This is a genomic window from Thiothrix caldifontis, from assembly GCF_900107695.1.
GTDB classification, from domain to species: domain Bacteria; phylum Pseudomonadota; class Gammaproteobacteria; order Thiotrichales; family Thiotrichaceae; genus Thiothrix; species Thiothrix caldifontis.
Genome location: NZ_FNQP01000010.1, coordinates 69295 through 94155, shown reverse-complemented (window position 1 = coordinate 94155; position 24861 = coordinate 69295). Strand labels below are relative to the sequence as shown.

Below are 24861 nucleotides of genomic sequence, written 5' to 3'. Positions count from 1 at the left end.
CTCACACCATGGAACCAGCCCTCACGCCAGAACCTCCTCCCCCTGCTTTCACGGATTTTGCCATTGCTGAACCCTTATTACAGGCAGTGCAAAAAATGGGCTTTACGCAACCCACCGCCGTCCAAGCAGCGGCCATACCCCGTGCTTTAACACGCTGTGATTTGCTGGTCAGCGCGGAAACAGGCAGTGGTAAAACCACCGCCTTTTTACTACCGACAATCCAGCACTTACTCAGCAATCCAGCGGAGCAGTACGGTACTCGTGCGTTGGTACTAGTCCCCACTCGCGAATTAGCCAAGCAAATTTACCAGCAGTGCCAACAATTGCTGGCATTCACGGGCTTGCAAGTCGGGCTGATCACCGGCGGGGCTGATTTCCGGGTGCAACAAAACATGTTGCGTAAAAATACTGAAATTGTGATTTCCACGCCTGGACGTTTGCTGGAATTGATGGCAGAAAAAACCCCAGACTTTTCCCACCTAGACGTGCTGATTTTGGATGAAGCCGACCGAATGCTGGACATGGGGTTCAGCCACGACTTGCAAGCCATTGCAGCACAGTGCAGCAAACAACGGCAAACACTCCTGTTTTCCGCCACGCTGAATCATGAGGGCATCATTAAAATCGCCGAACGGGTGTTACGCGAGCCGGAAATGATCGGGTTAAATACCCTGCAAGATCAGCATAATAACATCGAGCAACAAGTCATCATTGCGGATAATACCGAACACAAACAACGGTTGCTCGCATGGTTGTTATTGAATGAAACGTTCGTTAAAGCCTTGGTATTCACCAATAGCCGCGCACAAGCCGATAATGTGAGCGGTGTCTTGCAAGCACAACGGGTACGTTGCGGGGTGTTACATGGCGATATGGATCAAAAAGAACGCAACCGTATCATGACTCTCTTCCGGGAAGGCACTATCAATACTTTGATTGCGACTGACCTTGCCGCACGGGGTTTGGATATTCCGGGGGTGGAGTTGGTCGTTAACTTTGATATGCCGCGTACTGGCATCCATTACATTCACCGCATTGGACGTACCGGACGCGGCGCAACACGCGGTCTGACCATTGCGCTGATACAAAGCAGCGAATGGAATTTGATGGTAAATATTGAGCGCTTTTTGAAACAACAATTCAAACGGCGCAGCATAAAAGGCTTGGAAGGCACGTACACCGGCCCCAAAAAACTCAAAGCATCCGGAAAAGCCGCCGGTAGTAAAAAGAAAAAACTTGCCAAAAAAGCAGCAGCACTCAAAAAAGGCAAAAAGCGTTAGCCACCTTGAGCTTCGTGGTACTGCACCACCACATTGATAACCTTGCCATTCACTCTGAGTAAATGCACACTTATTGCCTCCATTGCCACCATGAGGGTTCAAATTTGCAACCATTCATACGCTTCTCTCACGCTGTTGACATGCTCAACGGCTGGTTTGGACAGCTTGCTAACATATTGATCTTACTAGCCTGTGTGGTCAATGCAAGCAACGCCTTATTACGTTACGGCTTTGACCTTAGCGACAACTGGCCGCTGGAGTTGCAATGGTATTTGTTTGGAGCAGCGGTCATGCTCGGTGCATCCCACACGTTGGCACAAAACGGGCATGTGCGTGTCGACATTATCTACGGCAATGTCTCTGAGCGTACTCGCTTGTGGATCGACATTTTTGGTCTACTGCTATTCTTGCTCCCCGCTTGCGCCCTGTTTGCATGGCTGTCGTGGAAAACGTTGTTCCTGCCATCATGGGATATTCTGGAGCATTCCAGCAATTCCGGTGGGTTGCCACGTTACCCGATCAAATTCATGCTCCCACTCGGCTTCGGCTTACTGGTCTTGCAAGGCTTATCGGAATTGGTAAAACGCTTCGCCGCACTCAAAGGCAAACTCCAGCTTAATACCCACTACGAGAGGCCAGAGCAATGATTACCTTAGAAATGATGCCCTTTCTCATGTTCGCGGGGTTGGTACTGTTCATGCTGGTCGGCTTTCCGGTCGCGTTTTCATTGATGGCGGTTGGGCTGTTTTTCGGCTTTATTTCGATCGAAATGGGCTTTTTCTCATTGTCTTTTTTGCAAGCAATTCCGCAGCGAATTTTTGGCAGTGTTATTGCCAATGAGTTGCTGCTGGCGATACCGTTTTTCACCTTCATGGGTGCAGTGCTGGAACGCAGCCGCCTTGCCGAAGACATGCTCGATTCAATGGGGCAGTTATTCGGGCGAGTTCACGGCGGTTTGGGTTATTCGGTGATTTTGGTGAGCTTTGTGCTGGGTGCAATTACCGGTACTGTCGCGGCACAAGTGATCGCCATGGCGATGATTTCACTGCCAGTCATGATGCGCTACGGCTACAATATGCGGTACACCACGGGCGTATTAGCCGCTTCAGGAACCATTGCGCAAATTGTGCCACCTTCCTTAGTGCTCATTATCCTAGCGGATCAGTTAAAAACACCGACCGCGAGTGCCGATGTAGGCAGCATGTATTTAGGGGCGTGGATTCCTGCCCTGCTGCAAATCGGCTTGTTCATGGCCTATACGTTTTTCCTCACCCGCATTCGCCCTGATTGGCTGCCACCGATTCCTGAAAACGAGATTAGCCTGAAAGGTGCTGCCTTGTGGAAAAAAGCCCTGCGCGGCATTATCCCAACGGCGGTACTGATTTTCTTGGTACTTGGCACGATCATGTTGGGCATTGCCACCCCAACGGAATCGGGCGCAATGGGGGCAATGGGAGCAGTTTTTCTAGCGTTCTTACGGCGTAAACAGCTTGGCGGCACGACAGAATGGTGGAGCCTGATCAGGCAAGCTTACAAAAATACCGCGCGGATTACCTCAATGGTGGTATTCATTCTTATCGGTGCAACCACATTTTCGGTGGTGTTCCAAGGTGTGGATGGTGGACATTGGGTGGAAAGCTTATTTTCGGATTTGCCGGGTGGTTGGATCAGTTTTCTGATTATCGTCAATCTGTTTATTTTCTTCCTCGCGTTCTTCCTTGATTTCTTTGAAATCGTGTTCATTCTCGTGCCATTACTCGCACCAGTGGCGCAGAAAATCCTGACACCGGTGTTATTAGCGAGTTTCGGTGGTAATGAACAAGCGGCTGCCACTGCGGCCTTGATCTGGTTTGGGATTACCCTGAGCGTGAATATCCAGACATCGTTTATGCATCCACCGTTTGGGTTTGCACTGTTCTACTTACGTGGCGTTGCGCCCAAAGCAGTGAAAAGCAGTGACATTTACTGGGGAGCATTACCTTGGGTAGGCTTACAAATGGTCATGACGATCATTGTCATGTTCTCACCGGGGCTGGTAACAGCGTTCTTGGATAAAGGTCATGCACCCGTGACACAGGGTCAGGAAATCAATTTCCAAATGGAAAGTGCTAAACCACCAGACGCCAGTTCAGGCAGTAACGAATTACAGTTCAAGTTGGATGGACAACCACCCACTCAAGCTGTCGATCCACCCAAAACAGACAGTAACGAGCTAAATTTCCAATTGGATAAATAGCAGCTAAAACGTGAGTACAAGGGACTGGATTTCTTGTACTCCCATGCTAAGGCTACAGGGAATACAGACAGTCATCATAAAGTGCTTCTATGATTTTGGAGGAAGTATACAGATGGAGGCTGAACTCAGAATCGAACTGAGGTACTCGGATTTGCAATCCGGTGCATTACCACTATGCTATTCAGCCTGAGTTGTGGGTGAACCACTGTTAGAAAATTGGAGCGGGAAACGAGGCTCGAACTCGCGACCCCAACCTTGGCAAGGTTGTGCTCTACCACTGAGCTATTCCCGCGTATTGACTTAGCACCAAAAGCACGGATGGTATGCGTACTTTCTTTGAATTTGGAGCGGGAAACGAGGCTCGAACTCGCGACCCCAACCTTGGCAAGGTTGTGCTCTACCACTGAGCTATTCCCGCTGAACAGGCTGCGAATCTTAATGATAGCAGCCTTTTCTGTCAACTGCTGATGCTATTTTTTTTCAAACCGCGCTATAAGCGGCTTAACAAGACCGACAAAGCAGCCTCATCGAGCACTGTGATCCCCAGACTTTCTGCTTTGTCCAACTTTGAACCCGCGTTTTCGCCTGCAATCAATGCGGTGGTTTTCTTGGAAACGCTGCCAGAGACTTTCGCCCCTAATGCTTCCAGATCCGCTTTGATGTCATCACGCGAACGGCTCAATGTTCCGGTAATCACGTAAGTCTTGCCCGCTAACGGCAACACTTCAGCAGGTTTGGCTTCGTAGTTTGACCAATGCACACCCAAATCGCGTAAGTGCTGGATGGTATCGCGGTTATGGGCTTCTGCGAAAAACTGAGCAATATTCGCCGCGACAATCACGCCAATATCAGGCACAAGTTTCAGCGTTTCTTCATTGGCGGCTTGAATCGCCTCCAGTGAGCCGAAATAGCGTGCCAAGCCTTTGGCAGTACCTTCGCCCGCATTGCGGATGCCGAGGGCGTAAATAAAGCGTTCCAACGTGGTGGATTTGCTGCTTTCGAGCGCGGCAATGAGGTTTTCGGCAGATTTCTTGCCCATGCGCTCCAACGCTGCGACAGCCTCCACATCCAGACTGTAGAGGTCGTCAACGTGACGGATCAAACCAGCATCAAACAATTGCTCCACCATTTTGTCGCCTAAGCCGTCGATATTCATCGCTTTGCGCGAGGCAAAGTGTTTGATGGCTTCTTTGACTTGCGCGGGGCAATACAAACCGCCAGTACAGCGGGCGACGGCCTCACCTTCGGAGCGTTTCACCTCTGACCCACACACTGGGCAATGGGTGGGCATCATAATCGGTGTTGCACCAGCAGGACGGCGTTCGAGAATCACGCTGGCGATTTCGGGAATCACGTCCCCTGCCCTGCGCACGATCACAAAGTCACCAATACGCACGTCTTTGCGCTCGATTTCATCCATATTGTGCAACGTAGCATTGCTGACGGTCACGCCGCCGACGAATACCGGTTTGAGACGTGCTACAGGGGTGAGTGCGCCGGTACGCCCGACTTGGAAATCAACCCCTTCGAGTTCGGTGATCTCCTCTTGTGCGGGAAATTTGTGTGCCACTGCCCAGCGCGGCGCACGGCTGATAAAGCCGAGTTCTTGCTGGAGCGCAATGCTATTGACCTTATAAACCACGCCGTCGATGTCGTAGGGTAAGCTGTTACGCCGTGCACCAATCTCGTGGAAATAGTCCAAACAGCCTTGCGCACCCTGCACAATGCGAATATCCGGGCAAACCCGCAAACCCCATGCGCGGAATTGTTGCAGAATCGCGTAATGGGTATCCGGTACTATGCCGCCTTCCACCAAACCTACCGCGTAGCAAAAAATATCCAGCGGACGTTGCGCCGTCAGGCGCGGATCCAGTTGGCGCAAACTGCCCGCCGCCGCATTGCGCGGGTTAACGAAGGTTTTCTCACCCAATGCCCGCATTTTGGCGTTGAAGGCTTCAAACCCCGCTTTGGGCATGTAGATTTCGCCACGCACTTCCAACACCGCCGGACAACCTTCCCCCAGCAAGCGCAATGGTACGGAGGCAATGGTACGCACGTTGTGGGTCACATCTTCGCCGGTTTCGCCATCGCCACGGGTGGCAGCGCGGATGAATACACCATTTTCGTAGAGAATACTGATCGCCAAACCGTCGAGTTTGGGTTCGGCGACGAATTCGGTTTCGGAATCGGACTTAAGGCGGTCGTGAATGCGTTTGTCGAACGCTAGCAATTCCTCATTGCTGAACACGTTGCCCAAAGACAGCATCGGGATAGCGTGTTTAATTTCGCCGAATTCGGTAAGCGGTGCCGCCCCGACGCGCTGCGTGGGTGAATCGGGCGTTATTAGCTCTGGATGGGCGATTTCCAATGCCTGCAACTCGCGGAACAGACGGTCGTACTCCACGTCGGGGATTTGCGGGTCATCCAGCACGTAATACAAGTGATTGTGGTAACGCAGTTGTTTACGTAGCTTTTCAAGCTGTTGTTGTAATGCTTGCATGGACTATCCCTTTGTTATTTATATTATTTTTCAAAAATCGCAATCGACTCGACATGCGAAGTATGCGGGAACATATCCATCACGCCCGCCCCCATCAAACGGTAGCCGTGTTCATGAACCAGCTCGTAAGTATCCCGCGCCAGCGTTGCCGGGTCACACGATACATACACAATCCGCCCCGCGTTGAGCTTGCCAAAATGAGCAATGATTTCTTTCGCGCCCGCACGCGGTGGGTCGAGCAAAATCTTGTCGTAGCGGTTTTTCTTCAGCCACGGTTCGTGCTGCAATTGATCGCCCATCAGATTACAAACGTGGTAATCGGTATTCATAATGCCATTGGCATGGGCCGCCGCCCGCGCACGTTCCACCATTGTTTGTTCGCCTTCCACACCGATCACTTGCGCCGCCAGCCGCGCTAAGGGCAGGGTGAAATTGCCTAAGCCGCAAAACAAATCCAGCACGGTATCAGTCGGTTCGGGCGCAAGCAATTCCAGCGCACGCACCACCATTGCACGATTCAGCGGCTGGTTGACTTGAATAAAGTCCAGCGGCATGAAATTAACCCGTGTATTGAATTGCGGGTGTTCGTAATATAACTCTGCGGGGTTCCCTTCGACTTCGCTCAGGGGACGATAGAGGCAATGGACGGTTTCAGGCCCCTTCGGCTGCAAATATATCTGGTAGTTGAACTGCTTGCCAAACGCCAACAGCTTGGCGGTATCCCCCTCGGAAAGTTCTTCCATGTGGCGAAAAATCAGCGCGGTGGCATTCTCACCATCACCGACGGCGGTTTCGATTTGTGGGATGGATTCACGTGCATCGAGGCTGGCAATCAGCGCTTGGAAGTCGAGCAAGTGTTCGCCGATACTGGGGTGCAAGATTTCACAACGGTTGAGTTCGGCAAGAAAACCGCCTTCTTTTTCACGGAAGCCGACGAGGGCTTTGTCTTTTTTGCGCACCCATTTTGCGCCAAGGCGGGCTTTGCGGCGATATGCCCAGCCGTCAGCGGTCAAGGGTGTAAACACGGTTTCCGGTTCGGCTTTGCCAATGTGTTTGAGGTTGTCGAGCATGGCACGTTGTTTGTAGCGGATTTGCGCTTCAAGGGAGATGTGTTGCCAGCTACATGCACCGCACACGCCGAAGTGTTCGCACTTGGGTTCGACCCGATCCGGTGATGGCGTGAGGATGGTTTCAACCTTGCCAATGTCATGCTTTTGTTTGTGCGAGGTATAGCGGAAGGTGACGGTTTCCCCCGGCAAAGCGCCGTCGATGAACACAGTTTTGCCGTCGATGTGCGTGACACCCTGCCCTTCGAGGGTCAGGGATTCGATGGTGGTTTCGACTAATGGGCTGTTCTGTACGCCCTTGGGTTTTCTGTGTCGGCTCATGCACCCGCCTCCCATGCGGCTTCAAAGGCTTGTAAATGTTCCTTGCCAGAATGCTGGAGGTGTTTGCGCACCAACGCACATTCAATGTCGTATTTTTCGTGGCTAATGTGCCCGCGCATCAACTGGAAGCGCAGATAAACCAGCCAAGTATTCAGCACGTCGGTTTCGCAGTAATTGCGGATGTCGACGATCTTGCCTTCTTGGTATGCATCCCAAACCTTTGCACCGCTCATGCCCATTTTGCCGGGGAAACCGAACAGGGTGGCGAGTTCGTCCAATGGCGCATTGGCACGTCCGCTGTAAAGTGCCAGTAAATCCATCAAATCGGTATGGCGGGTATGGTAGCGGCTAATGTAGTTGTTCCACTTGAAGCTGCTGTCATCTTCGCCCATGTCCCAGTAGCGCGGCGCAGAAATTTTGTGCTTCATGGCACGGTAGTGGATCACAGGCAGGTCGAAACCGCTGCCGTTCCACGACACGATGGTGGGAGTGTAGCGGTCGATGCCGTCGAAAAAGCGTTGCAGGATTTCCTTTTCGTCGGCAGATTCATCGCCTAGCGTCCACACCTTGAATTCATCGCCGCGCCCCCGGAAGGTGACGGAAATGGCCACGATACGGTGCAGGTGGTGCGCCAGAAATTCCGTGCCGGTTTTCTGGAAACGCAGGTGGTACATGGCTTTGGCGATGCCGTCAGCGTCGAGGTCGCCAAGGTCGTAGAGTTTGCGCCCACCCTCAATGTCGGGGATGGTTTCGATGTCGAAGACTAAGGTGTTCATATTGATTCTTTTAATTAAGCAGGAAAAACACCGGTAGAGATATAACGATCCCCCCGATCACAAATAATCGCCACAATAGTGGCATTCTCGACTTCTTTAGATAAGCGCAATGCCGCTGCTACCGCCCCGCCCGATGACACACCGCAGAAAATACCCTCTTCCGAGGCAAGACGGCGCATAGTCTCTTCCGCCTCCATCTGGCTCATGTCCATTTCGCGGTCAACTTCATCGCGGTGGAAAATTTCCGGCAAATACTCCGGTGTCCAACGGCGAATCCCCGGAATCTGGTCGGTTTGCGTCGCCGGTTGCACTCCCACAATTTGCACATCTGGGTTCTTGGATTTAAGGAAACGCCCCGTGCCCATAATCGTCCCCGTTGTGCCCATGCTGCTGACAAAATGCGTCACCTGCCCGTGGGTATCACGCCAGATTTCCGGCCCCGTGGAATGGAAGTGCGCCAGCGGATTATCTTCATTGGCAAACTGATTCAGCAACTTACCTTTGCCGTCACGATCCATTTGCATGGCAAGGTCACGCGCTCCCTCCATACTCGCTTCTTTGCTGACAAGGATCAATTCCGCGCCATAGGCTTTCATGGAAGCGCGGCGTTCGGCACTCATGGTTTCTGGCATGATCAAGATCATTTTATAACCCTTGATCGCCGCTGCCATTGCCAACGCAATCCCGGTATTACCGCTGGTAGCTTCTATCAGGGTATCACCCGGTTGAATGTCGCCGCGCGCTTCTGCTCGCTGAATCATGCTCAATGCAGGGCGGTCTTTCACCGAACCTGCCGGATTATTGCCTTCCAGTTTGACCAGAATCGTATTGGTGGTTTGCCCCGGCAAACGTTGCAGGCGTACTAGCGGGGTATTGCCGATGAAATCTTCAATGGTGGGGTAATGCATGTCCTGCGCTCTTGATTTTGTGTCAAGGTAGAGAGCTTACCAGCCACCCCCCGGATTCGCTACCTACTGGCGGATTTGACTTGACCTTAAGCAGTAATGCGGTAACGTCACTACCACTCATCATAAAAACAAATCGGAAGTCGTGTGAATTCTGTATCCGTAGGAAACGTCCCTGTATCAGCCGCCATGCGTATCAAAAGCGACTATGATCTAAGCCGCCGCTCGATCAATGGCGTGTTCCCTTACATCATTAGTTGGATCGTGTTGGTGTTGGGAACGGATATTGAGCAGCACAACCGTCCTCTCGTTTACGGTGTGGGTCTGTTGATGTTGATACTTGGTGGCATACGTTTTTTATTATTGAAACAATTCCCTGTCCGCTACCAAACACGACCCGATAGCGCACGGCTTCTGCTAGGTAGCAACCTGATAATATCCGTCAGTGTCTGGGCGCTGTTCACTGCGTGGGGGTTGGTGCATGTCGGGCTGGCGGAGCAAGGAACGCTGATGTTAATGCCACTGTTAATGCTGTGTGTCGGCACAACCACCAGCCTTGCGCCGCACAACCCCTTGTTTATCGCCTACGTCAATATCATGATTTGGCCACCAGTGATTGTACTGGTGAGCATGGGTACTGCCAGTGCTTATACCATCGCCTTGTCGTTACTTCTGTTCAGCATTGTCACCCAAACTTTTGGCAAGAGTCTCCACCGCGACTATTACCAACTCCTGTACAAAAATGATTTACTGGAACAGCAAGCTGCTAAATTGGCAGCCGCCAAGGAAACCGCCGAAGTCGCTAACCAAGCCAAAAGCCAGTTTCTGGCCAACATGAGCCATGAATTACGCACCCCGATGAACGGTATTCTGGGCGCAAGCGAATTGCTTACCCCGTTGGTAAAAACGGCGGAACAGCAGCAATACGTTGCTCTGATCCACCGCAGCGGCAAAACGCTATTGGCATTGCTGAATGACTTGCTGGATTTTTCTAAGATCGAAGCAGGTAAAATGGTGTTAGAACAAACCAGCTATCCCCTACGCGATATGGTGGCACATTTACAGCATTTGCTGGAAATTCGTGCCAAAGAAAAAGGGCTGGCGTTTACCATCAATATCAGTGCCGACATTGCGCCTTATTTGCTTGGCGATGAAATCCGCACCCAACAAATCTTGCTCAACTTACTCGGCAATGCCATTAAGTTCACCGAGGTGGGCGCGATCACACTGACCATTAAACGCACGGAAAATAGCGAACGGCTGCGCTTTGACATTACTGACACCGGCATTGGCATTGCAGCGGATAAGCAACGGCTGTTGTTCCAAAGTTTCCAGCAAATGGAATCGTCAACCGCACGTAAATACGGCGGCACGGGGTTGGGATTGGCGATTTCCAAGCAGTTAGTCAGCCTAATGCACGGCGAGATTGGAATGCACAGTGAAGAAGGGCGAGGCTCGTGTTTCTGGTTCGAGCTACCGTATCAGGTAGCCACACCAATACCTGAGACAATACCAGCCACCGCAATACCGCCGGATGCACCGCTAAACCCTGACTGCCGTATTTTGCTGGCAGAAGACAACCCGATTAACCAAATCATCGCCCAAGCCATGCTCGAAACCTTGGGGCTAACCCATGTTGAGATCGTGGAAAACGGCACACAAGCTATCCAACACCTGATTGATGCCGACTACGATTTAGTGCTGATGGATGTGCAAATGCCCGAATGCGACGGTCTGGAAGCCTGCCGCCACATACGCGGGAGCAGTATTCACGCGGGAATGACCGCAGTACGCAACCCAGCCATTCCGGTGATTGCATTGACGGCGAATACGATGTCGGCTGACATTGCCGAATGCTTGAAAGCGGGAATGAACGGGCATTTGGGTAAGCCATTGGATACGCCGACGTTAGTAGCGGAATTGCACAAGTGGTGTGCCACGTCAGATCCCCACCAAAATCACGAAAGCGAGCGCGTGGGTACGCTCATCGGCGACTGAAAGCTGGCATGACGTTACGCCCATTGCTGTGGCAGTTGTCAACGTTACGCCGTGCAATTGCAGCAGTGGTTTGCCGCGTGGATCGTGGGTGGTTTCGATTTCTTGCAAGCGGACTTCTTTGCCAATACCTGTGCCAAGAGCTTTAGCAAGGGCTTCTTTGGTAGCAAAGCGTTTCGCCAGCCATGCGATGGGGTTGGCTTGACTGGCGAAACGTTCAAGCTCATTGGGGTGCAGGATGCGTTCAGGAAAGCGTTTGGGGTGGCGTTGCAGAGTGGCTGCAAGGCGAGCGATTTCCACGATGTCCGTGCCAATGCCAAGAATGGTCATGCACCCGCTCTGACTGCTTGCATCAACTCCAGCATTTCCACCGTCGCTTGGCGGATACCGACAAATACCGCCCGCGCCACCATCGAATGCCCGATATTGAGTTCATGAATTTGTGGGATAGCAGCAATCGCCTGGGTATTGTCGTAATCCAGCCCATGCCCCGCGTTCACCTGAATGCCGAGGTTGTGGGCAAATTCAGTGGCTTCTTGAATTCGTCGCAGTTCGTGCTGTTTCGATTCCCCCGTAGCATTCGCATACGTGCCGGTATGCAATTCGATTACGGGTGCACCAATGTCCGGCACGCGGCGAATTTGCTCAATATCCGGCTCGATAAACAGCGACACGCGGATATTTGCCGCATTCAAGCGTTGGGTCACGCTGCGTACACGCTCGAATTGCCCGATAATGTCCAAACCGCCTTCGGTAGTGAGTTCTTCGCGTTTTTCGGGGACGACGCAAGCATCATTCGGCAATACGTCACAAGCAATCCCAACCATTTCATCGGTGGCTGCCAGTTCCAGATTCAAGCGGCGAGTACACATTTGGCGAATCGCGTACACATCCGCGTCCTGAATATGGCGGCGATCTTCGCGCAAATGGATGGTAATCGCGTGTGCGCCAGCGTCTTCCACTAAGCGCACCGCGTCCAGCAAATCGGGGTAAGCCGTGCCGCGTGCTTGGCGCAAGGTGGCGATGTGGTCAATATTGACACCGAGTTCGATCTTATTCATGGAACAATTTTCTCGCATTCAAGGTTTTGCCTTTCAGCAACATCTGGATCAGGTAATCAAGGGTATGGCGCAATTCCAGCCGCTGATCGGGGTTCATCGCTTCGGGTTCGCGCAATGCAATCAGCAAGTTACCCGAAATTGGCACACCTTTACCCTCCCCCACATCCGCATACAAACCATGGTCGGGGCGGAAACGGTAACGCATTGCGGGTTCAATGTCATGCCCTGCTGCGTCATCGTGCCACAGGTTGAGAACATAGCCCGCCATTGCCAGCACGTCCAGTTCAAACAACGGCAGTGCGAGTACGTCAGCGAGGTTTTCGAGACGAAACAGCGTTTGCTGGTATTGGGCGAATAATTCCGGCTGCGGCTGGTGTTGCCACAATGCCCGTAACAGCAATTCGTTGGCGTATACCGCCCGCACCAATCCAACAGCTTTTAGCGGGAAACGGCGTTTTTCTTCGGCATTGAACAGGGTGAAGACTTCGCCCTTGCCCGTCCAACTTGCATCGAGTTGGCGGAAGGGTTCGAGCATTCCTTTGGAGCGTGAGTTTTTGCCCTGCCCGAATTTGGCGACGCAAGTAATTTTGCCAGCATCGCGGGTAAACATATCCAGCAATAAGCTGGTGTCGCGGTAAGGATTACGCCGCAGGATGAAGGCTGGCGAAAGCTCCGGTGACACTCAGGTTGAAATCCCCAAACTTTGCAGATGCCGTGGGCTGTTTTCCCAATTTTCTTCGACCCGCACCCACAATTTCAACATCACCTTGCGCTCAAGGAAAGCTTCCAGCGCAATCCGTGCCGAGCTGCCAATGCGCTTGAGGGTATCGCCACGATTACCGATCACAATGCCTTTCTGGTTTTCGCGGCTGACCCAAATCACCGCGTTAATTTCGGTGAGTTTCGGTTTTTCCTCGAAAGTTTCAATTTCAATCGCGGTGGAATACGGCATTTCCTGATGCAAATACGTCATCAACTGTTCGCGAATCAACTCGCCACAAATAAAACGGGTGGATTGGTCGGTCACATCGTCTTCGGCGTAAACCCAATCTTGCTGCGGCATGACTTTCGCCAATGCGGCTTTCAGTTGCTGAGTATTCGTGCCTTTGGTGGCGGAAAGCGGGAAAATTTCCTTGAACGGGTATTTCTTCAACACTTCCGGCAACCAAGTCAGCAAACGCTCTTTCCGATCAACGCGGTCAACTTTGTTGGCAACCAAAAACACTGGGCAAGTAACATGCCCCAAGCGTTGCAATACCAAATCGTCTTCATCTTGCCATTTCAGCGCCTCCACGATCATCACCACCGCATCCACGCCTTCCAGAGCGGCAACAGCTTCAAGATTGATGGTTTTATTCAGCAAGCTCTTGGAAGTCCGGTGAATACCCGGCGTATCCACGAAAATCATCTGGTAATCGTCTTCGGTCAAAATGCCGCGAATGCTGTGGCGTGTGGTTTGCGGCTTATTCGCCGTGGCAGACACTTTGAAACCAATCAACCAGTTCATCAGCGTGGATTTGCCTACATTCGGGCGACCCACAATCGCAACATAGCCGCAACGTTGAGAAGGAGAAATCGATTCTGTCATTTGGCTGTTACCTGTTGAAAGGCGAGTTCGGCGGCTTCCTGCTCGGCTTTACGTCGGCTACCAGAAGTACCGGTAGTACGGATATTGAGTTTGGGGATAACGCATTCTGCCGTAAAGGTTTGGCGATGTGCTTCGCCTTGCGTGTCAATCAGGTTGTATTCTGGCAAGTCATATCCGCGTGATTGCAAGAACTCTTGCAAGCGGCTCTTAGGGTCTTTAAGACTGTCTTCAGTCGGTAAATTATCCAGCCGCTCACCATAAGCGGTCAACACAAAAGCCTTCGCAGACTCCATGCCCTGCTCCAAATAAATGCAACCGACAATCGCCTCAAACGCATCTGCAATAATGGATTTGCGCCGAAAACCGCCACTTTTCAGCTCACCCTGCCCTAGCCGTAAAAAATCACCAATAGCCAGTTCTGAAGCAATTCCCGCCAGTGCATTTTCATTCACCAGTGACGCACGCAAACGACTCAAGTAACCTTCACTTGCCCGTGGGATCCGCTGATAAAGCTCCGTGGTGATAATTAGCCCAAGCACGCTATCACCAAGGAACTCCATGCGCTCGTTATGCTTCCCTTCCGCACTGCGGTGGGTGATGGCGCGAATAAAGGTATCCGTCGCCATCAATTCGCTACCCAGTAGCTTGGTCAATTTGTTCAAGTATCGCTAGCCACTCCCAGCTCTTTGGAATATTCAAATGTCATCAAAAAATCAATGTTCGCCACCCAAGGCTTACGTACTTCATAGTATATCTCAAGTGCTTTGACATTATTCTTGCCTTCCACTGGCACGACTTGGAAATCCTTAGATGACAAGGAATTCAAACCATTCACATTCATGTAATCATCAACTTTACGCCGAATTTGCTGCAGCGAACTCTTACTCGAAGACTCCTGCGCTACACGATCTACGAGTGAACGCACCGTGTAAAACTCCATATACAAAGGGACAAGCTTTACTACTGTAATGAAAGCAAAAATCACCACGCCTACGCCCGCAACCCATGTCAAAAATGTTGCACCTTTCTGTTTACGCATACTGCTTTACCTTTATTGTTATTCATTGATTAGAAAATCGCAGTTAGCCTACTTCATGCCATTGCCAATCCGCGAAAAATTGAAACCATCCCCCCCCCAGTTCATGTGCATCCACACGATGGTCGCTTTGCCCACAACGTTACCTTCAGGGACTAACCCCCACATGCGTCCATCATTACTATTATCGCGGTTATCACCCATCATGAAGTAATGCCCATCTGGAACCGTCACGGAACCGCTCGGCCCCATACGTCCGGGTGTCACTAATATATCATGGGAAACGCCCAACAAATCTTCTTTCAGATGAATTGATGGTGGGGTTTTCTGATCAGGGCGCAGATAATCACCCAATAATGAACGGTTTAATTCCACCCCGTTCACGATCAGCGTCTTATCATTCCAACTCACTACATCACCCGGCACACCAATAAGACGTTTGATGTAATCAATTTCGGGATTATCCGGAAAGCGGAATACCACAACATCACCACGTTGTGGCTCACCTATCTCCAACACTTTATGGTGTAATACAGGCAAACGCAAACCATATGCAAACTTATTGACCAAAATAAAATCGCCAATTTCTAGCGTTGGCAGCATCGAGCCAGAAGGGATACGGAAAGGCTCGGCAACAAAGGAGCGTAGCAATAAAACGGCCAACAATACCGGAAAGAACGAACGCGCGTATTCCAACAACACTGGCTCATCATCAGCCGTTTTTTTCTTGGCAAATAGCGCATACAGCAGCCAAATAACCCCCGTAACGGCAGTAGCAGTGACTAGCCAAAATTCCAAATCAAAATCCATGTTCTATCCCTATTCGTTTTATTTGTCGCTGACCTTTAATACAGCGAGGAACGCTTCCTGTGGAATTTCCACGCTACCTACCTGCTTCATGCGCTTTTTGCCTTCTTTTTGTTTTTCGAGCAACTTACGCTTACGACTAACATCACCACCGTAGCATTTTGCGGTGACATCTTTACGCATCGCTTTCACTGTACTGCGGGCAATAATATTGCTGCCAATCGCTGCCTGAATCGCTACTTCATACATTTGGCGCGGGATCAAGTCTTTCATCTTTTCCACCAGTTGGCGACCTCGCGATTGCGCAAAATCACGGTGAATCATCAGTGCCAGTGCATCAACGCGCTCACCATTGACTAGTACATCGACGCGCACCATGGGGGCAGCTTCAAAACGGTTCATTGCATAATCAAATGATGCATAACCCCGACTGCATGATTTCAGGCGGTCAAAAAAGTCCATAACCACTTCTGCCAGCGGCAACTCAAACGTCAGTGATACTTGGTTGCCCATGTATTGCATGTTCTTTTGCACACCGCGCTTTTCAATACATAGCGTAATCACGTTGCCAACGTATTCCTGTGGAACAAGAATTGTGCCGACAATAATTGGCTCACGAATTTCCGCTAACTTATTTACCGGCGGTAATTCGGATGGGCTGTGGATGAATTTTTTCTCACCATTAGTCAGCACTACCTCGTAAATAACAGTGGGAGCGGTAGAAATCAGGTCGAGGTTATATTCACGCTCTAAACGCTCTTGCACAATTTCCATGTGCAACATGCCCAAAAATCCGCAACGGAAACCAAAGCCCAAAGCTTGCGAAGTTTCTGGCTCATAAAATAGTGCAGAATCATTCAATTTCAGCTTAGACAGTGCATCACGCAAGTTTTCGTACTGATCCGATTCAATCGGGAATAAACCGGCAAAAACACGCGGCTGAATTTCCTTAAATCCTTCTAATGGTGTCATTGCAGGCTTTTGCGCATCCGTGATAGTGTCACCCACTTTCGCCGCAGCAATTTCCTTAATACCAGAAATCATGAAGCCCACTTCGCCCGCACGCAGCACATCCAAATCTTTAGTTTTGGGCGTGTATACCCCCACACGTTCGACTTGGAAATCACGCCCCGTCGACATGAAGCGAATTTTCATTTTTTTGCGAATTTCACCGTCAATAACTCGCACCAACACGACGACACCTAAGTAATTGTCAAACCACGAGTCAATGATCAAGGCTTTTAGCGGTGCATCAGGGTCACCTTTGGGGGGAGGAATGCGCTCAACCAATTGTTCGAGCAAGTCTTCAATACCAATACCACTTTTGGCACTAACACGAATCGCATCAGACGCATCAATACCAATAATATCTTCGATTTCCTGACACACCCGATCCGGGTCAGCCGCAGGCAGGTCAATCTTGTTGAGGACAGGCACAACTTCAAGATTTAAATCAATCGCGGTGTAACAGTTGGCAACACTTTGTGCTTCTACACCTTGTGACGCATCGACCACCAACAAAGCACCATCACACGCTGACAAAGAACGGGAAACTTCGTAGGAAAAATCCACATGCCCGGGGGTGTCGATAAAATTCAGGTGATAGATTTCGCCATTACGCGCTTTGTAATCCAGCGACACGCTTTGTGCCTTGATGGTAATACCACGCTCACGCTCCAAATCCATGGAATCCAGCACTTGTGCTTCCATCTCACGCTGTTCCAACCCCCCGCAATACTGGATAAAACGGTCAGATAACGTAGATTTTCCGTGGTCAATATGCGCAATAATCGAAAAGTTGCGGATATTTTTGTTCGCTTCACCCATGCTGTAATGCTTGCCTCAAAATCGCCTCATCGAAGAAATGCTGGAACAGAATCCGCTCTCTCCATACCACCACTGGGACATCCGCATTAAAACGCACTTTCAATTCTGCATCCACGTCAATGTCAACCAGCCCGAAGGTAAATCCCAGTTCATCCTGAAACTCACACAAAAGGGCTGCCATTTCCTCACAGAGATGGCAGCCCACGCGATAATACACGGTCAGATGCGTTTTGGCTTCACTCTCTTGCATTTGGCTCGATCTTCATGGCTAGAAAACGTGCCGAACCCTCACGTTGTACCAGCACTGCGACCGTTTTTCCTGCCTCCAGTGTTGCTGCAATACTTTTAAGATCAGCACTAGATGTAATGGTCTTGCCGTCTAGTTGGGCAACAATATCGCCATCCATAATGCCCGTGCTACGCGCTGGTTCCCCAATCACAGCCTCAACAACAACACCTGACTCAGCATCTGTCACTTGCAGCCCTAATGTACCTGCCATTGGCGTTGGTTGCAGCGTAACTGCCGTTTCTGATTTAGTGCCAGTTCCATTGTCAGTTGGCTGCTCACTCACCGTCAATGTAACCGTTTCACGCTTGCCTTCTCGTAAGATGTCAACGACCACCGACTCACCGACCGCGATATTAGCCACGATAGGCGGTAATGCCCCCGCATTTGCCACTGGCTTACCGGCAAACGACAAAATAACATCCCCCTGATTCAACACCCGTGCGGCTGGGCCGCTCATAATAACTTGCGCCACTAAGGCACCTTCAGGTTTGCTCATATTAAAGGACTGTGCCAAATCTGAACTTATTTCTTGCACATAAACACCGATCCAACCCCGTGATACTTTCCCCGTGCTCTTCAACTGCTCAATCACCCCTAAAGCAATATCAATCGGAATCGCAAAGGAAACCCCCATAAAACCACCAGAACGGCTATAAATCTGCGAATTAATACCCACCACTTGGCCATCAAGATTGAACAAAGGCCCACCAGAATTACCTGGATTAATCGCCACATCGGTTTGAATAAATGGCACATAGTTTTCATCCGGTAAGCTACGCCCTTTAGCACTGACAATGCCAGCCGTCGCACTGTGATCGAAACCAAAGGGTGAACCGATCGCCAACACCCATTCCCCTACTGCCAATAACTCTGACTTGCCCATTTTTAACACGGGCAAACCAGTAGCCGCGACTTTTAATACCGCAATATCAGTACGTTCATCACTTCCCACCCATTGCGCAGGTAGTTCACGCCCATCACTCAACTTGATCGTAATCTCATCTGCATCTGCAACAACATGGTGGTTGGTAACAATGTAACCTTCTTGAGAATAAATGAACCCCGAACCCCGTGAATTACTGTCAAAATCGAAGGGATGACCGCCACTACCATCACGTTCAAAGAAGCGCTTCATTAACTCATCAAACAACTCTTCGGTTTCTGGTGACTGGAGTTCTTCAGGCAGTATTTGTTTAGGGGAAATGCTTTGTTTGGTGCTAATATTGACAACGGCAGGACTATTTTGCTTCACCAACTCGGTAAATTGGGGTAAATCACGTGCAGCAGTCATCCCGGTCGACAACACCCCACAAGCGAGCAACGCAACCCGCAACCACTGCATCAACATGGAATGACACCCCTAACATTACGCAATGCGTGTAAGCTCAGAAAACGCTGGCTGCCCCACAACACGTAGAATCACCGGCTGAAAATCACTGGATTTAAACGAACGTAAAGCCACTAGATTTGCGACTTGAAAGCCACCAAACAAACCAATCAATCCACTAAAAACGGTTGCCCATTCGTTAGTAATACCTAACATCGCCAATAGTTCCCGCCCTAACATAGCAACCACAATCAAACTCAACAGTGGCAACAAATAGCTCAACAAGGAGTACACCAATAAGGCATCGCCTTGCACTCCTACCACAACCGTATCGCCGGGACGTGCATAAGAAGGATTCAACACCCGCATTTTCTGCGGCTCTTTACGCAGAAAATCAAACGGTGATGAAGAAGATGCACAACTCGTTTTGGTTGCACACCCACTACATCCGCCTACTTTTTGTTGCGGCAAAATCCATGCGTAACCCGATTCTACACTGACCACGACTGCTGTCTGTTCAATCATTCCGTTGCCCTCATTATTCGCTATTGTGTGATTAGCATAAGGCAACGAACTTGATACAAACTTAATCTGGTCTGTTTTTTGATCAGCGAACATACTGTAAGCCTTCACTGATATGTTTCAGGGTCACAGCAGGAACCTCGCCCACCAGCGTAATCTGATGCTGCGCAACCTCTGTCGCATAAATATTCATTGCACCGGCTGACAGCCCGATACTGTCTAAAATGCTGGGCGTACCCGGAGGCGCGATGAATACCGACACGGAAGTCATACCATCCGACAAAATGATTTGCCGAATAGGAGCTTGCCCATTCACACCATCCTGCTTTAAATCCTGAACTTGTTGAAATCCAGCCGGTAATGAGGCAAATACCCAATCCGTTGCAGGTGTAGCGACGATAGGCACTGAACTAGCCGCACTGGCTTGAGCCGGAGCAGGCAGAGTCTCTTGTGCTGACGCAGCAATATCCAGCGTTGTAAACATCAACTGTTCAACTGCACGGTGCGAACGGTCAACCAGTGAGTATTTCAACAACATACCGCTTTCTGGCTCAATGCAGTAACGCTGCAAGTAACGCATTTTATCACGCGGGCGTGCCACCACAATCTGGCAACTGCGATTGGCAACGAACTCCTGTCCGCCTAAATCCAAGGCATATACCTCTTCCATCAAGGGCTGCACTTGCTGGAACTTTGCTAGAGAGAAACTTTCGACATTCTCACCTGCAACTCCTTGACCTTGTGCGAGACGCACTACACTTTCCTTTTCCGTACCATTTTCCAGTGTGTGGCTAATCTGATAATTGGAAAGTTCATTACCCTGAGAATATACCAGTGTTCCCGCATAATTCAGGGTATGCACCGCCGTGCGCATTTTAGCAAGTAAATCCACCGCTTCATTTGCCATACTTGGCGTCGCCCATGCCAAGATACCTGCCAACACAGCAAGCGAAACCGTGTACCTAATCGTTAGCATAAGAAACCGCCCGGATAGATGGTGCAATAACGGTGGTAGAAGCGTACTTGACATGCTGTGCCACATACTGTTTTAGGATGTCGCGGGTCTGCGGATCAACACGCCCCACTTGCTGAATACGGGTATCCGCATCAGCAACTACGGTAGGAGTAGTTGCGCTTACCGGTGCAGTAGCGGGCAATGTTGCCGCCATTTGTGCATTCGGGGTCGTGGGCTGGTTAAAAAACAACAAACCACCCACCGCAACGGCTGCCACGGTTGCCGCCATTCCCATGCCAAACCAACGGTACGCCTGCACACGGCTAGGCGTTGCTGTGGTTTTAGCAGCAGCAGGCATTGCTACGACATTATCCTGTTCATAGGCTGGCTCATCCGCCAATTCCTCTTGAATGCGGGATAACAGAGAAACGCCCTGCCCCATCGGTTGCCCTTTGCTGGCACGCATGGTTTCGCCGATAAAGGCGTAGCGTGACAAAGTTTGCCCTAATGCGTCGTCTTTTTTCAGTTCATCAAGCAAACGACGCCGCTCAAATCCACCGCTCTCGTCGTCGAGAAACGCCGACAAGAATTCTTCTTTACTGGTATTCATAATTTCACCTGCACCTGAGACACTACTCTCGGAGGTTTAGCCAAGTAGCGGCCTCAATACTTTATCAATCGACTCACGCGCCCGGAAAATCCGCGAGCGTACAGTACCTATTGGACAATCCATTGTCACGGCAATTTCTTCGTAACTCATGCCCTCTAACTCCCTCAGCATGATGGCAGTACGCAAATCTTCCGGTAAATCATCAATCGCTTGAGCGACTGCCGTCTGGATTTCTGCCGTCAACAATTCACGTTCGGGAGTAGCATATTCCTTTAGAGCAGACTCACCCCCAAATTGTTCCGCTTCTTCTGCATCAATATCGGTATCAGGTAAACGGCGGTTTTGTGAAACCAAATGATTCTTAGCACTATTGATCGCAATTCGGTACAGCCAAGTATAAAAAGCGCTCTCCCCACGAAAGTTTTTCAACCCTTTGTACGCTTTAATAAAAGCTTCTTGCGCAACATCTTGAGCGGTGTCATGGTCATGAACATAGCGCAACACCAAGTTGACAACCTTGTGCTGATACTTCAAAACTAACACGTCAAATGATCTTTTATCCCCCGACTGGACGCGTTGTACCAGCTCGAGATCGGTTAGGCTCATGCCCATCAGGGCCTTACTCCTTGGTTATTATCTCACTAAGACTATATGCTACATGCCATACAGCAATATTAGAATAGTTAAACCTGATCAATTCCGCACAGGAATAAGCGAGATAAATATGTATGATGTATTAATCATCGGCAGCGGTGCGGCTGGCCTAACCCTAGCACTCAGCCTACCCCACACTTGCAAGATTGCAGTATTGAGCAAGGATGTGCTCACTGAAGGTAGCACCGTCTACGCACAAGGCGGCATTTCAGCGGTTTTGGATGCCACCGACAGCGTAGCTTCGCACATTGAAGACACCCTCAACGCAGGTGCAGGTTTGTGCGATGAAGCCGCTGTGCGTTTTACCGTGGAAAATGGTGCAAGCTCGATCAAATGGCTGCTGGAGGCGGGTGTACCCTTCACCCGAGAAGAAAATGACACCAACCGTTTACACCTGACCCGCGAAGGCGGGCACAGCCACCGCCGCGTCGCCCACGCTGCCGATGCCAGTGGCGCTGCCATTGAACACACGCTCGTGGGGCAAGTACGCCAGTGCAACAACATCACATTATTAGAACACCACATCGCGGTCGATTTAATTACCTCGCGTAAATTAGGGCATCGCAGCAACCGGTGTATCGGCGCATATGTCCTCAACCGCAAAGTCAAACGCATTCAAACCCTGCAAGCACGTTTCACCGTATTGGCAACGGGTGGCGCAAGCAAAGTTTACCTGTATACCAGCAACCCCGACGGCGCAAGTGGCGACGGGATTGCCATGGCATGGCGTGCCGGTTGCCGCGTTGCCAATATGGAATTCATGCAATTTCACCCCACCTGCCTGTATCACCCCCATGCCAAATCCAGCCTAATTACCGAAGCGGTACGCGGCGAAGGCGGGCGTTTATTGCTCCCCGATGGCAGTCGCTTTATGCCACGTTTTGACCCGCGAGCAGAACTTGCCCCGCGTGACATCGTAGCCCGCGCCATTGACCACGAAATGAAACGGCTGGGGTTGGATTGCGTTTACCTCGATATTAGCCACAAACCGCGTGACTTCATTCTCAGCCACTTCCCAAATGTGTACGCCACCTGCGAAAAGTTTGGTTATGACATGAGCAAAGAACCTGTCCCTGTCGTTCCTGCTGCGCATTACACTTGCGGCGGGGTGATGGTTGATCATAACGGACAGACGGATGTAGATGCCTTGTATTGCATCGGCGAAGCCTCCTACACCGGTCTACATGGCGCAAATCGACTCGCCAGCAATTCCTTATTGGAATGTTTGGTATATGGCAAATCGGCGGCGCAAAACATTATGCAACGCCTGCAAGAACCTGCACTAGACTTACCTATCCCCAACTGGGATGAAAGCCGCGTGACCGATTCGGATGAGCGCGTGGTCATCACGCATAACTGGGATGAAATTCGCCGCTTTATGTGGGATTACGTGGGCATTGTGCGCACCACCAAACGCTTGCAACGGGCGCGGAATCGCATTGAATTGTTGCTGCATGAAATCGACGAATACTACGCAAATTTCCGTGTCACCAGTGATTTGATCGAATTGCGCAATCTGGCGCTAGTGGCCTGGCTGATTATCCGCTCGGCAATAAATCGACCGGAGAGCCGTGGCTTGCATTACACCCTCGACTTTCCGAAAACGAATGCCAAATTGGAGGGGATTCCGACGATTTTAGACCCAATGACGACTTACCATGCGCATTAACAGACTTAACACCCGATGAATTTGCGGTACAATCCCAGCCTTTCAGACTTTTGGCTTCAGGATACGGCATGGAACTTTCTGCACTCACCGCTCTTTCTCCCACTGACGGGCGTTACGCCAGCAAAACAGCGGCGTTACGCCCGTGGTTCAGCGAATATGGCTTGATTTACCACCGTGTACTCGTGGAAATCCGCTGGTTGCAAATGCTCGCCGCCCACCCACAAATCAGCGAAGTCCCTGCCTTTTCTGCCGACACCAACGCCTTTTTAGAACGCATTATCAGCAACTTTGGTGAAACCGATGCGCTGCGCATCAAAGCCATCGAGCGCACCACCAACCATGACGTGAAAGCCGTCGAGTATTACTTAAAAGAAAAAATTGCGGGGCAAGCCGAGCTAGAAGCCGTCAGCGAATTCATCCACTTCGCCTGCACCTCCGAAGACATCAACAACCTCTCCCACGCCCTCATGCTCAAAGGCGGCATGGAACAGGTGATCCAGCCAGAACTTGCCGCCACCCTCGGCGCAATCCGCCAACTCGCGCACGACTACGCCGAGATTCCGCTGCTGTCACGCACCCACGGACAACCCGCTACCCCGACGACTTTGGGCAAAGAAATGGCGAATACCGCCTACCGCCTGCAACGCCAACAACAGCAGATTCTTGCCACGCAATACTTCGGCAAAATCAACGGCGCAGTCGGCAATTACAACGCCCACCTCAGCGCCTACCCCGACATTGACTGGCAAGCCACCGCCGAACAATTCGTCACCTCACTCGGCTTAACGTGGAACCCGTACACTACCCAAATCGAACCACACGATTACATCGCCGAAACCTTCGACGCCGTGGTGCGCTTCAACACCATTCTGATCGACTTCTGCCGCGACGTGTGGAGCTACATCTCCCTCGGGCATTTCAAGCAAAAAGTCATCGCGGGTGAAGTCGGCTCCTCCACCATGCCGCACAAAGTCAACCCGATTGACTTTGAAAACGCCGAAGGCAACCTCGGTATTGCCAATGCGCTAATGACACATTTGGCACAAAAACTGCCGATTTCACGTTGGCAGCGTGACCTTACCGACTCTACCGTATTGCGCACCCTTGGTGTCGGCTTGGGGCACTCCTTAATTGCCTACCAATCCGCCTTAAAAGGTATTAGCAAACTCGAAGTCAATACCGCCAGCACCGCCGCCGACCTCGATGCCAATTGGGAAGTACTCGCTGAACCCATCCAAACCGTGATGCGTCGCTACGGTATCGAACAGCCGTATGAAAAACTCAAAGCCCTCACCCGTGGGCAACGCATTACATCAGAAGGCTTGCGGGAGTTCGTCAATACGCTGGATATGCCGCAGGAAGCTAAAGATGCGTTGATGGCGATGACACCGGCGACTTACATCGGCAATGCCATTGCGCAAGCCAAGGCGGTCTAA

The 24861-nt window shown here is 50.8% G+C and carries 24 protein-coding genes and 3 tRNA genes; 6 read left to right on the top strand and 21 right to left on the bottom strand.

The annotated features are described in order from the left end of the window. Positions 1 to 8 precede the first annotated feature (8 nt). The 3 genes from BLV87_RS09935 (at position 9) to BLV87_RS09925 (ending at position 3516) form a co-directional block, all read left to right on the top strand. Positions 9 to 1280: a DEAD/DEAH box helicase gene (locus BLV87_RS09935; RefSeq protein WP_217629975.1), complete on the top strand. Its 1272-nt coding sequence runs from the start codon at positions 9 to 11 to the stop codon at positions 1278 to 1280. Positions 1281 to 1384: 104 nt separating this feature from the next. Continuing rightward, a complete protein-coding gene (locus tag BLV87_RS09930) occupies positions 1385 to 1927 on the top strand; it encodes a TRAP transporter small permease subunit (RefSeq protein WP_245706986.1) in 543 nt (180 codons plus the stop codon). Next, positions 1924 to 3516: a TRAP transporter large permease gene (locus BLV87_RS09925; protein ID WP_093068170.1), complete on the top strand. Its 1593-nt coding sequence runs from the start codon at positions 1924 to 1926 to the stop codon at positions 3514 to 3516. Before BLV87_RS09930 ends, BLV87_RS09925 begins: the two co-directional genes overlap by 4 nt. Before the next feature lie 113 nt (positions 3517 to 3629). Here BLV87_RS09925 and BLV87_RS09920 read toward each other — a convergent pair. The 7 genes from BLV87_RS09920 to cysM form a co-directional block, all read right to left on the bottom strand. Beyond that, positions 3630 to 3703, bottom strand: a tRNA-Cys gene (locus BLV87_RS09920). A gap of 30 nt (positions 3704 to 3733) precedes the next feature. Next, a tRNA-Gly gene (locus tag BLV87_RS09915) sits at positions 3734 to 3808 on the bottom strand. Positions 3809 to 3859: 51 nt separating this feature from the next. Next, positions 3860 to 3934: transfer RNA gene (locus BLV87_RS09910), tRNA-Gly, on the bottom strand. A gap of 72 nt (positions 3935 to 4006) precedes the next feature. Further along, positions 4007 to 6016, bottom strand: coding sequence for an NAD-dependent DNA ligase LigA (ligA, locus tag BLV87_RS09905; protein ID WP_093068168.1), 2010 nt, complete (start codon positions 6014 to 6016; stop codon positions 4007 to 4009). A 23-nt stretch (positions 6017 to 6039) separates the two neighbouring features. Further along, on the bottom strand, positions 6040 to 7404 hold the full coding sequence (rlmD, locus tag BLV87_RS09900) for a 23S rRNA (uracil(1939)-C(5))-methyltransferase RlmD (protein ID WP_093068165.1): 1365 nt from the start codon (positions 7402 to 7404) through the stop codon (positions 6040 to 6042). Next, positions 7401 to 8180, bottom strand: coding sequence for a 3'-5' exonuclease (locus tag BLV87_RS09895; RefSeq protein WP_093068162.1), 780 nt, complete (start codon positions 8178 to 8180; stop codon positions 7401 to 7403). The genes rlmD and BLV87_RS09895 overlap by 4 nt, the downstream gene beginning before the upstream one ends. Before the next feature lie 14 nt (positions 8181 to 8194). Continuing rightward, the gene (gene cysM / locus BLV87_RS09890; protein WP_093068159.1) at positions 8195 to 9088 is read right to left on the bottom strand and encodes a cysteine synthase CysM; all 894 of its coding nucleotides are present in this window, start codon (positions 9086 to 9088) and stop codon (positions 8195 to 8197) included. A 186-nt stretch (positions 9089 to 9274) separates the two neighbouring features. Here cysM and BLV87_RS09885 point away from each other — a divergent pair, with 186 nt between their 5' ends. Continuing rightward, the gene (locus tag BLV87_RS09885) at positions 9275 to 11083 is read left to right on the top strand and encodes an ATP-binding protein (RefSeq protein WP_093068157.1); all 1809 of its coding nucleotides are present in this window, start codon (positions 9275 to 9277) and stop codon (positions 11081 to 11083) included. Here the strand turns inward: BLV87_RS09885 and acpS are convergent. From acpS to rpoE, 14 genes are all read right to left on the bottom strand, one after another. After that, positions 11027 to 11410: a holo-ACP synthase gene (gene acpS / locus BLV87_RS09880; protein ID WP_093068154.1), complete on the bottom strand. Its 384-nt coding sequence runs from the start codon at positions 11408 to 11410 to the stop codon at positions 11027 to 11029. The genes BLV87_RS09885 and acpS overlap by 57 nt on opposite strands. Further along, on the bottom strand, positions 11407 to 12141 hold the full coding sequence (pdxJ, locus tag BLV87_RS09875) for a pyridoxine 5'-phosphate synthase (RefSeq protein WP_093068152.1): 735 nt from the start codon (positions 12139 to 12141) through the stop codon (positions 11407 to 11409). Before pdxJ ends, acpS begins: the two co-directional genes overlap by 4 nt. Then, complete coding sequence (recO, locus tag BLV87_RS09870; protein ID WP_093068149.1) at positions 12134 to 12823, bottom strand: DNA repair protein RecO; 690 nt, start codon at positions 12821 to 12823, stop codon at positions 12134 to 12136. Before recO ends, pdxJ begins: the two co-directional genes overlap by 8 nt. Further along, positions 12824 to 13729 (bottom strand): GTPase Era, encoded by a 906-nt coding sequence (gene era, locus BLV87_RS09865; RefSeq protein ID WP_093068146.1) that lies wholly within the window; start codon positions 13727 to 13729, stop codon positions 12824 to 12826. It abuts the gene before it with no gap. Further along, a complete protein-coding gene (gene rnc / locus BLV87_RS09860; protein ID WP_093068144.1) occupies positions 13726 to 14391 on the bottom strand; it encodes a ribonuclease III in 666 nt (221 codons plus the stop codon). The genes era and rnc overlap by 4 nt, the downstream gene beginning before the upstream one ends. Next, positions 14388 to 14768 (bottom strand): DUF4845 domain-containing protein, encoded by a 381-nt coding sequence (locus tag BLV87_RS09855; protein WP_093068141.1) that lies wholly within the window; start codon positions 14766 to 14768, stop codon positions 14388 to 14390. The genes rnc and BLV87_RS09855 overlap by 4 nt, the downstream gene beginning before the upstream one ends. A 48-nt stretch (positions 14769 to 14816) precedes the next feature. After that, on the bottom strand, positions 14817 to 15575 hold the full coding sequence (lepB, locus tag BLV87_RS09850) for a signal peptidase I (protein ID WP_093068140.1): 759 nt from the start codon (positions 15573 to 15575) through the stop codon (positions 14817 to 14819). Positions 15576 to 15593: 18 nt separating this feature from the next. Further along, positions 15594 to 17399, bottom strand: a complete 1806-nt coding sequence (gene lepA / locus BLV87_RS09845) for a translation elongation factor 4 (protein ID WP_093068137.1) — start codon at positions 17397 to 17399, stop codon at positions 15594 to 15596. After that, the gene (locus BLV87_RS09840) at positions 17392 to 17649 is read right to left on the bottom strand and encodes a glutaredoxin family protein (RefSeq protein WP_093068135.1); all 258 of its coding nucleotides are present in this window, start codon (positions 17647 to 17649) and stop codon (positions 17392 to 17394) included. Before BLV87_RS09840 ends, lepA begins: the two co-directional genes overlap by 8 nt. Beyond that, on the bottom strand, positions 17636 to 19036 hold the full coding sequence (locus BLV87_RS09835; protein ID WP_093068132.1) for a Do family serine endopeptidase: 1401 nt from the start codon (positions 19034 to 19036) through the stop codon (positions 17636 to 17638). Before BLV87_RS09835 ends, BLV87_RS09840 begins: the two co-directional genes overlap by 14 nt. A gap of 18 nt (positions 19037 to 19054) precedes the next feature. Further along, positions 19055 to 19540: a SoxR reducing system RseC family protein gene (locus BLV87_RS09830; protein ID WP_175517901.1), complete on the bottom strand. Its 486-nt coding sequence runs from the start codon at positions 19538 to 19540 to the stop codon at positions 19055 to 19057. 82 nt (positions 19541 to 19622) lie between these two features. Then, positions 19623 to 20513, bottom strand: coding sequence for a MucB/RseB C-terminal domain-containing protein (locus BLV87_RS09825; RefSeq protein WP_175517900.1), 891 nt, complete (start codon positions 20511 to 20513; stop codon positions 19623 to 19625). Beyond that, a complete protein-coding gene (locus BLV87_RS09820; RefSeq protein WP_093068125.1) occupies positions 20500 to 21102 on the bottom strand; it encodes a sigma-E factor negative regulatory protein in 603 nt (200 codons plus the stop codon). The genes BLV87_RS09825 and BLV87_RS09820 overlap by 14 nt, the downstream gene beginning before the upstream one ends. Before the next feature lie 36 nt (positions 21103 to 21138). Further along, a complete protein-coding gene (gene rpoE, locus BLV87_RS09815; protein WP_093068122.1) occupies positions 21139 to 21714 on the bottom strand; it encodes an RNA polymerase sigma factor RpoE in 576 nt (191 codons plus the stop codon). Positions 21715 to 21826: 112 nt separating this feature from the next. Here rpoE and nadB point away from each other — a divergent pair, with 112 nt between their 5' ends. Both nadB and purB read left to right on the top strand, forming a co-directional pair. Then, complete coding sequence (nadB, locus tag BLV87_RS09810) at positions 21827 to 23425, top strand: L-aspartate oxidase (RefSeq protein WP_217629973.1); 1599 nt, start codon at positions 21827 to 21829, stop codon at positions 23423 to 23425. 68 nt (positions 23426 to 23493) lie between these two features. Beyond that, positions 23494 to 24861, top strand: coding sequence for an adenylosuccinate lyase (gene purB, locus BLV87_RS09805; protein ID WP_093068119.1), 1368 nt, complete (start codon positions 23494 to 23496; stop codon positions 24859 to 24861).

Bases quoted from the DNA above. Each gene is read 5' to 3' on its own strand.
- pdxJ (WP_093068152.1), bottom strand. From the start codon at position 12,141: ATGAATAAGATCGAACTCGGTGTCAATATTGACCACATCGCCACCTTG.
- BLV87_RS09925 (WP_093068170.1), top strand. From the start codon at position 1,924: ATGATTACCTTAGAAATGATGCCCTTTCTCATGTTCGCGGGGTTGGTA.
- BLV87_RS09885 (WP_093068157.1), top strand. From the start codon at position 9,275: ATGCGTATCAAAAGCGACTATGATCTAAGCCGCCGCTCGATCAATGGC.
- nadB (WP_217629973.1), top strand. From the start codon at position 21,827: ATGTATGATGTATTAATCATCGGCAGCGGTGCGGCTGGCCTAACCCTA.
- BLV87_RS09840 (WP_093068135.1), bottom strand. From the start codon at position 17,649: ATGCAAGAGAGTGAAGCCAAAACGCATCTGACCGTGTATTATCGCGTG.
- lepA (WP_093068137.1), bottom strand. From the start codon at position 17,399: ATGGGTGAAGCGAACAAAAATATCCGCAACTTTTCGATTATTGCGCAT.
- ligA (WP_093068168.1), bottom strand. From the start codon at position 6,016: ATGCAAGCATTACAACAACAGCTTGAAAAGCTACGTAAACAACTGCGT.
- acpS (WP_093068154.1), bottom strand. From the start codon at position 11,410: ATGACCATTCTTGGCATTGGCACGGACATCGTGGAAATCGCTCGCCTT.
- rpoE (WP_093068122.1), bottom strand. From the start codon at position 21,714: ATGGGCATGAGCCTAACCGATCTCGAGCTGGTACAACGCGTCCAGTCG.
- lepB (WP_093068140.1), bottom strand. From the start codon at position 15,575: ATGGATTTTGATTTGGAATTTTGGCTAGTCACTGCTACTGCCGTTACG.
- rlmD (WP_093068165.1), bottom strand. From the start codon at position 7,404: ATGAGCCGACACAGAAAACCCAAGGGCGTACAGAACAGCCCATTAGTC.
- BLV87_RS09830 (WP_175517901.1), bottom strand. From the start codon at position 19,540: ATGATTGAACAGACAGCAGTCGTGGTCAGTGTAGAATCGGGTTACGCA.
- BLV87_RS09895 (WP_093068162.1), bottom strand. From the start codon at position 8,180: ATGAACACCTTAGTCTTCGACATCGAAACCATCCCCGACATTGAGGGT.
- purB (WP_093068119.1), top strand. From the start codon at position 23,494: ATGGAACTTTCTGCACTCACCGCTCTTTCTCCCACTGACGGGCGTTAC.
- cysM (WP_093068159.1), bottom strand. From the start codon at position 9,088: ATGCATTACCCCACCATTGAAGATTTCATCGGCAATACCCCGCTAGTA.
- era (WP_093068146.1), bottom strand. From the start codon at position 13,729: ATGACAGAATCGATTTCTCCTTCTCAACGTTGCGGCTATGTTGCGATT.
- BLV87_RS09820 (WP_093068125.1), bottom strand. From the start codon at position 21,102: ATGAATACCAGTAAAGAAGAATTCTTGTCGGCGTTTCTCGACGACGAG.
- BLV87_RS09835 (WP_093068132.1), bottom strand. From the start codon at position 19,036: ATGTTGATGCAGTGGTTGCGGGTTGCGTTGCTCGCTTGTGGGGTGTTG.
- BLV87_RS09825 (WP_175517900.1), bottom strand. From the start codon at position 20,513: ATGCTAACGATTAGGTACACGGTTTCGCTTGCTGTGTTGGCAGGTATC.
- BLV87_RS09855 (WP_093068141.1), bottom strand. From the start codon at position 14,768: ATGCGTAAACAGAAAGGTGCAACATTTTTGACATGGGTTGCGGGCGTA.
- BLV87_RS09935 (WP_217629975.1), top strand. From the start codon at position 9: ATGGAACCAGCCCTCACGCCAGAACCTCCTCCCCCTGCTTTCACGGAT.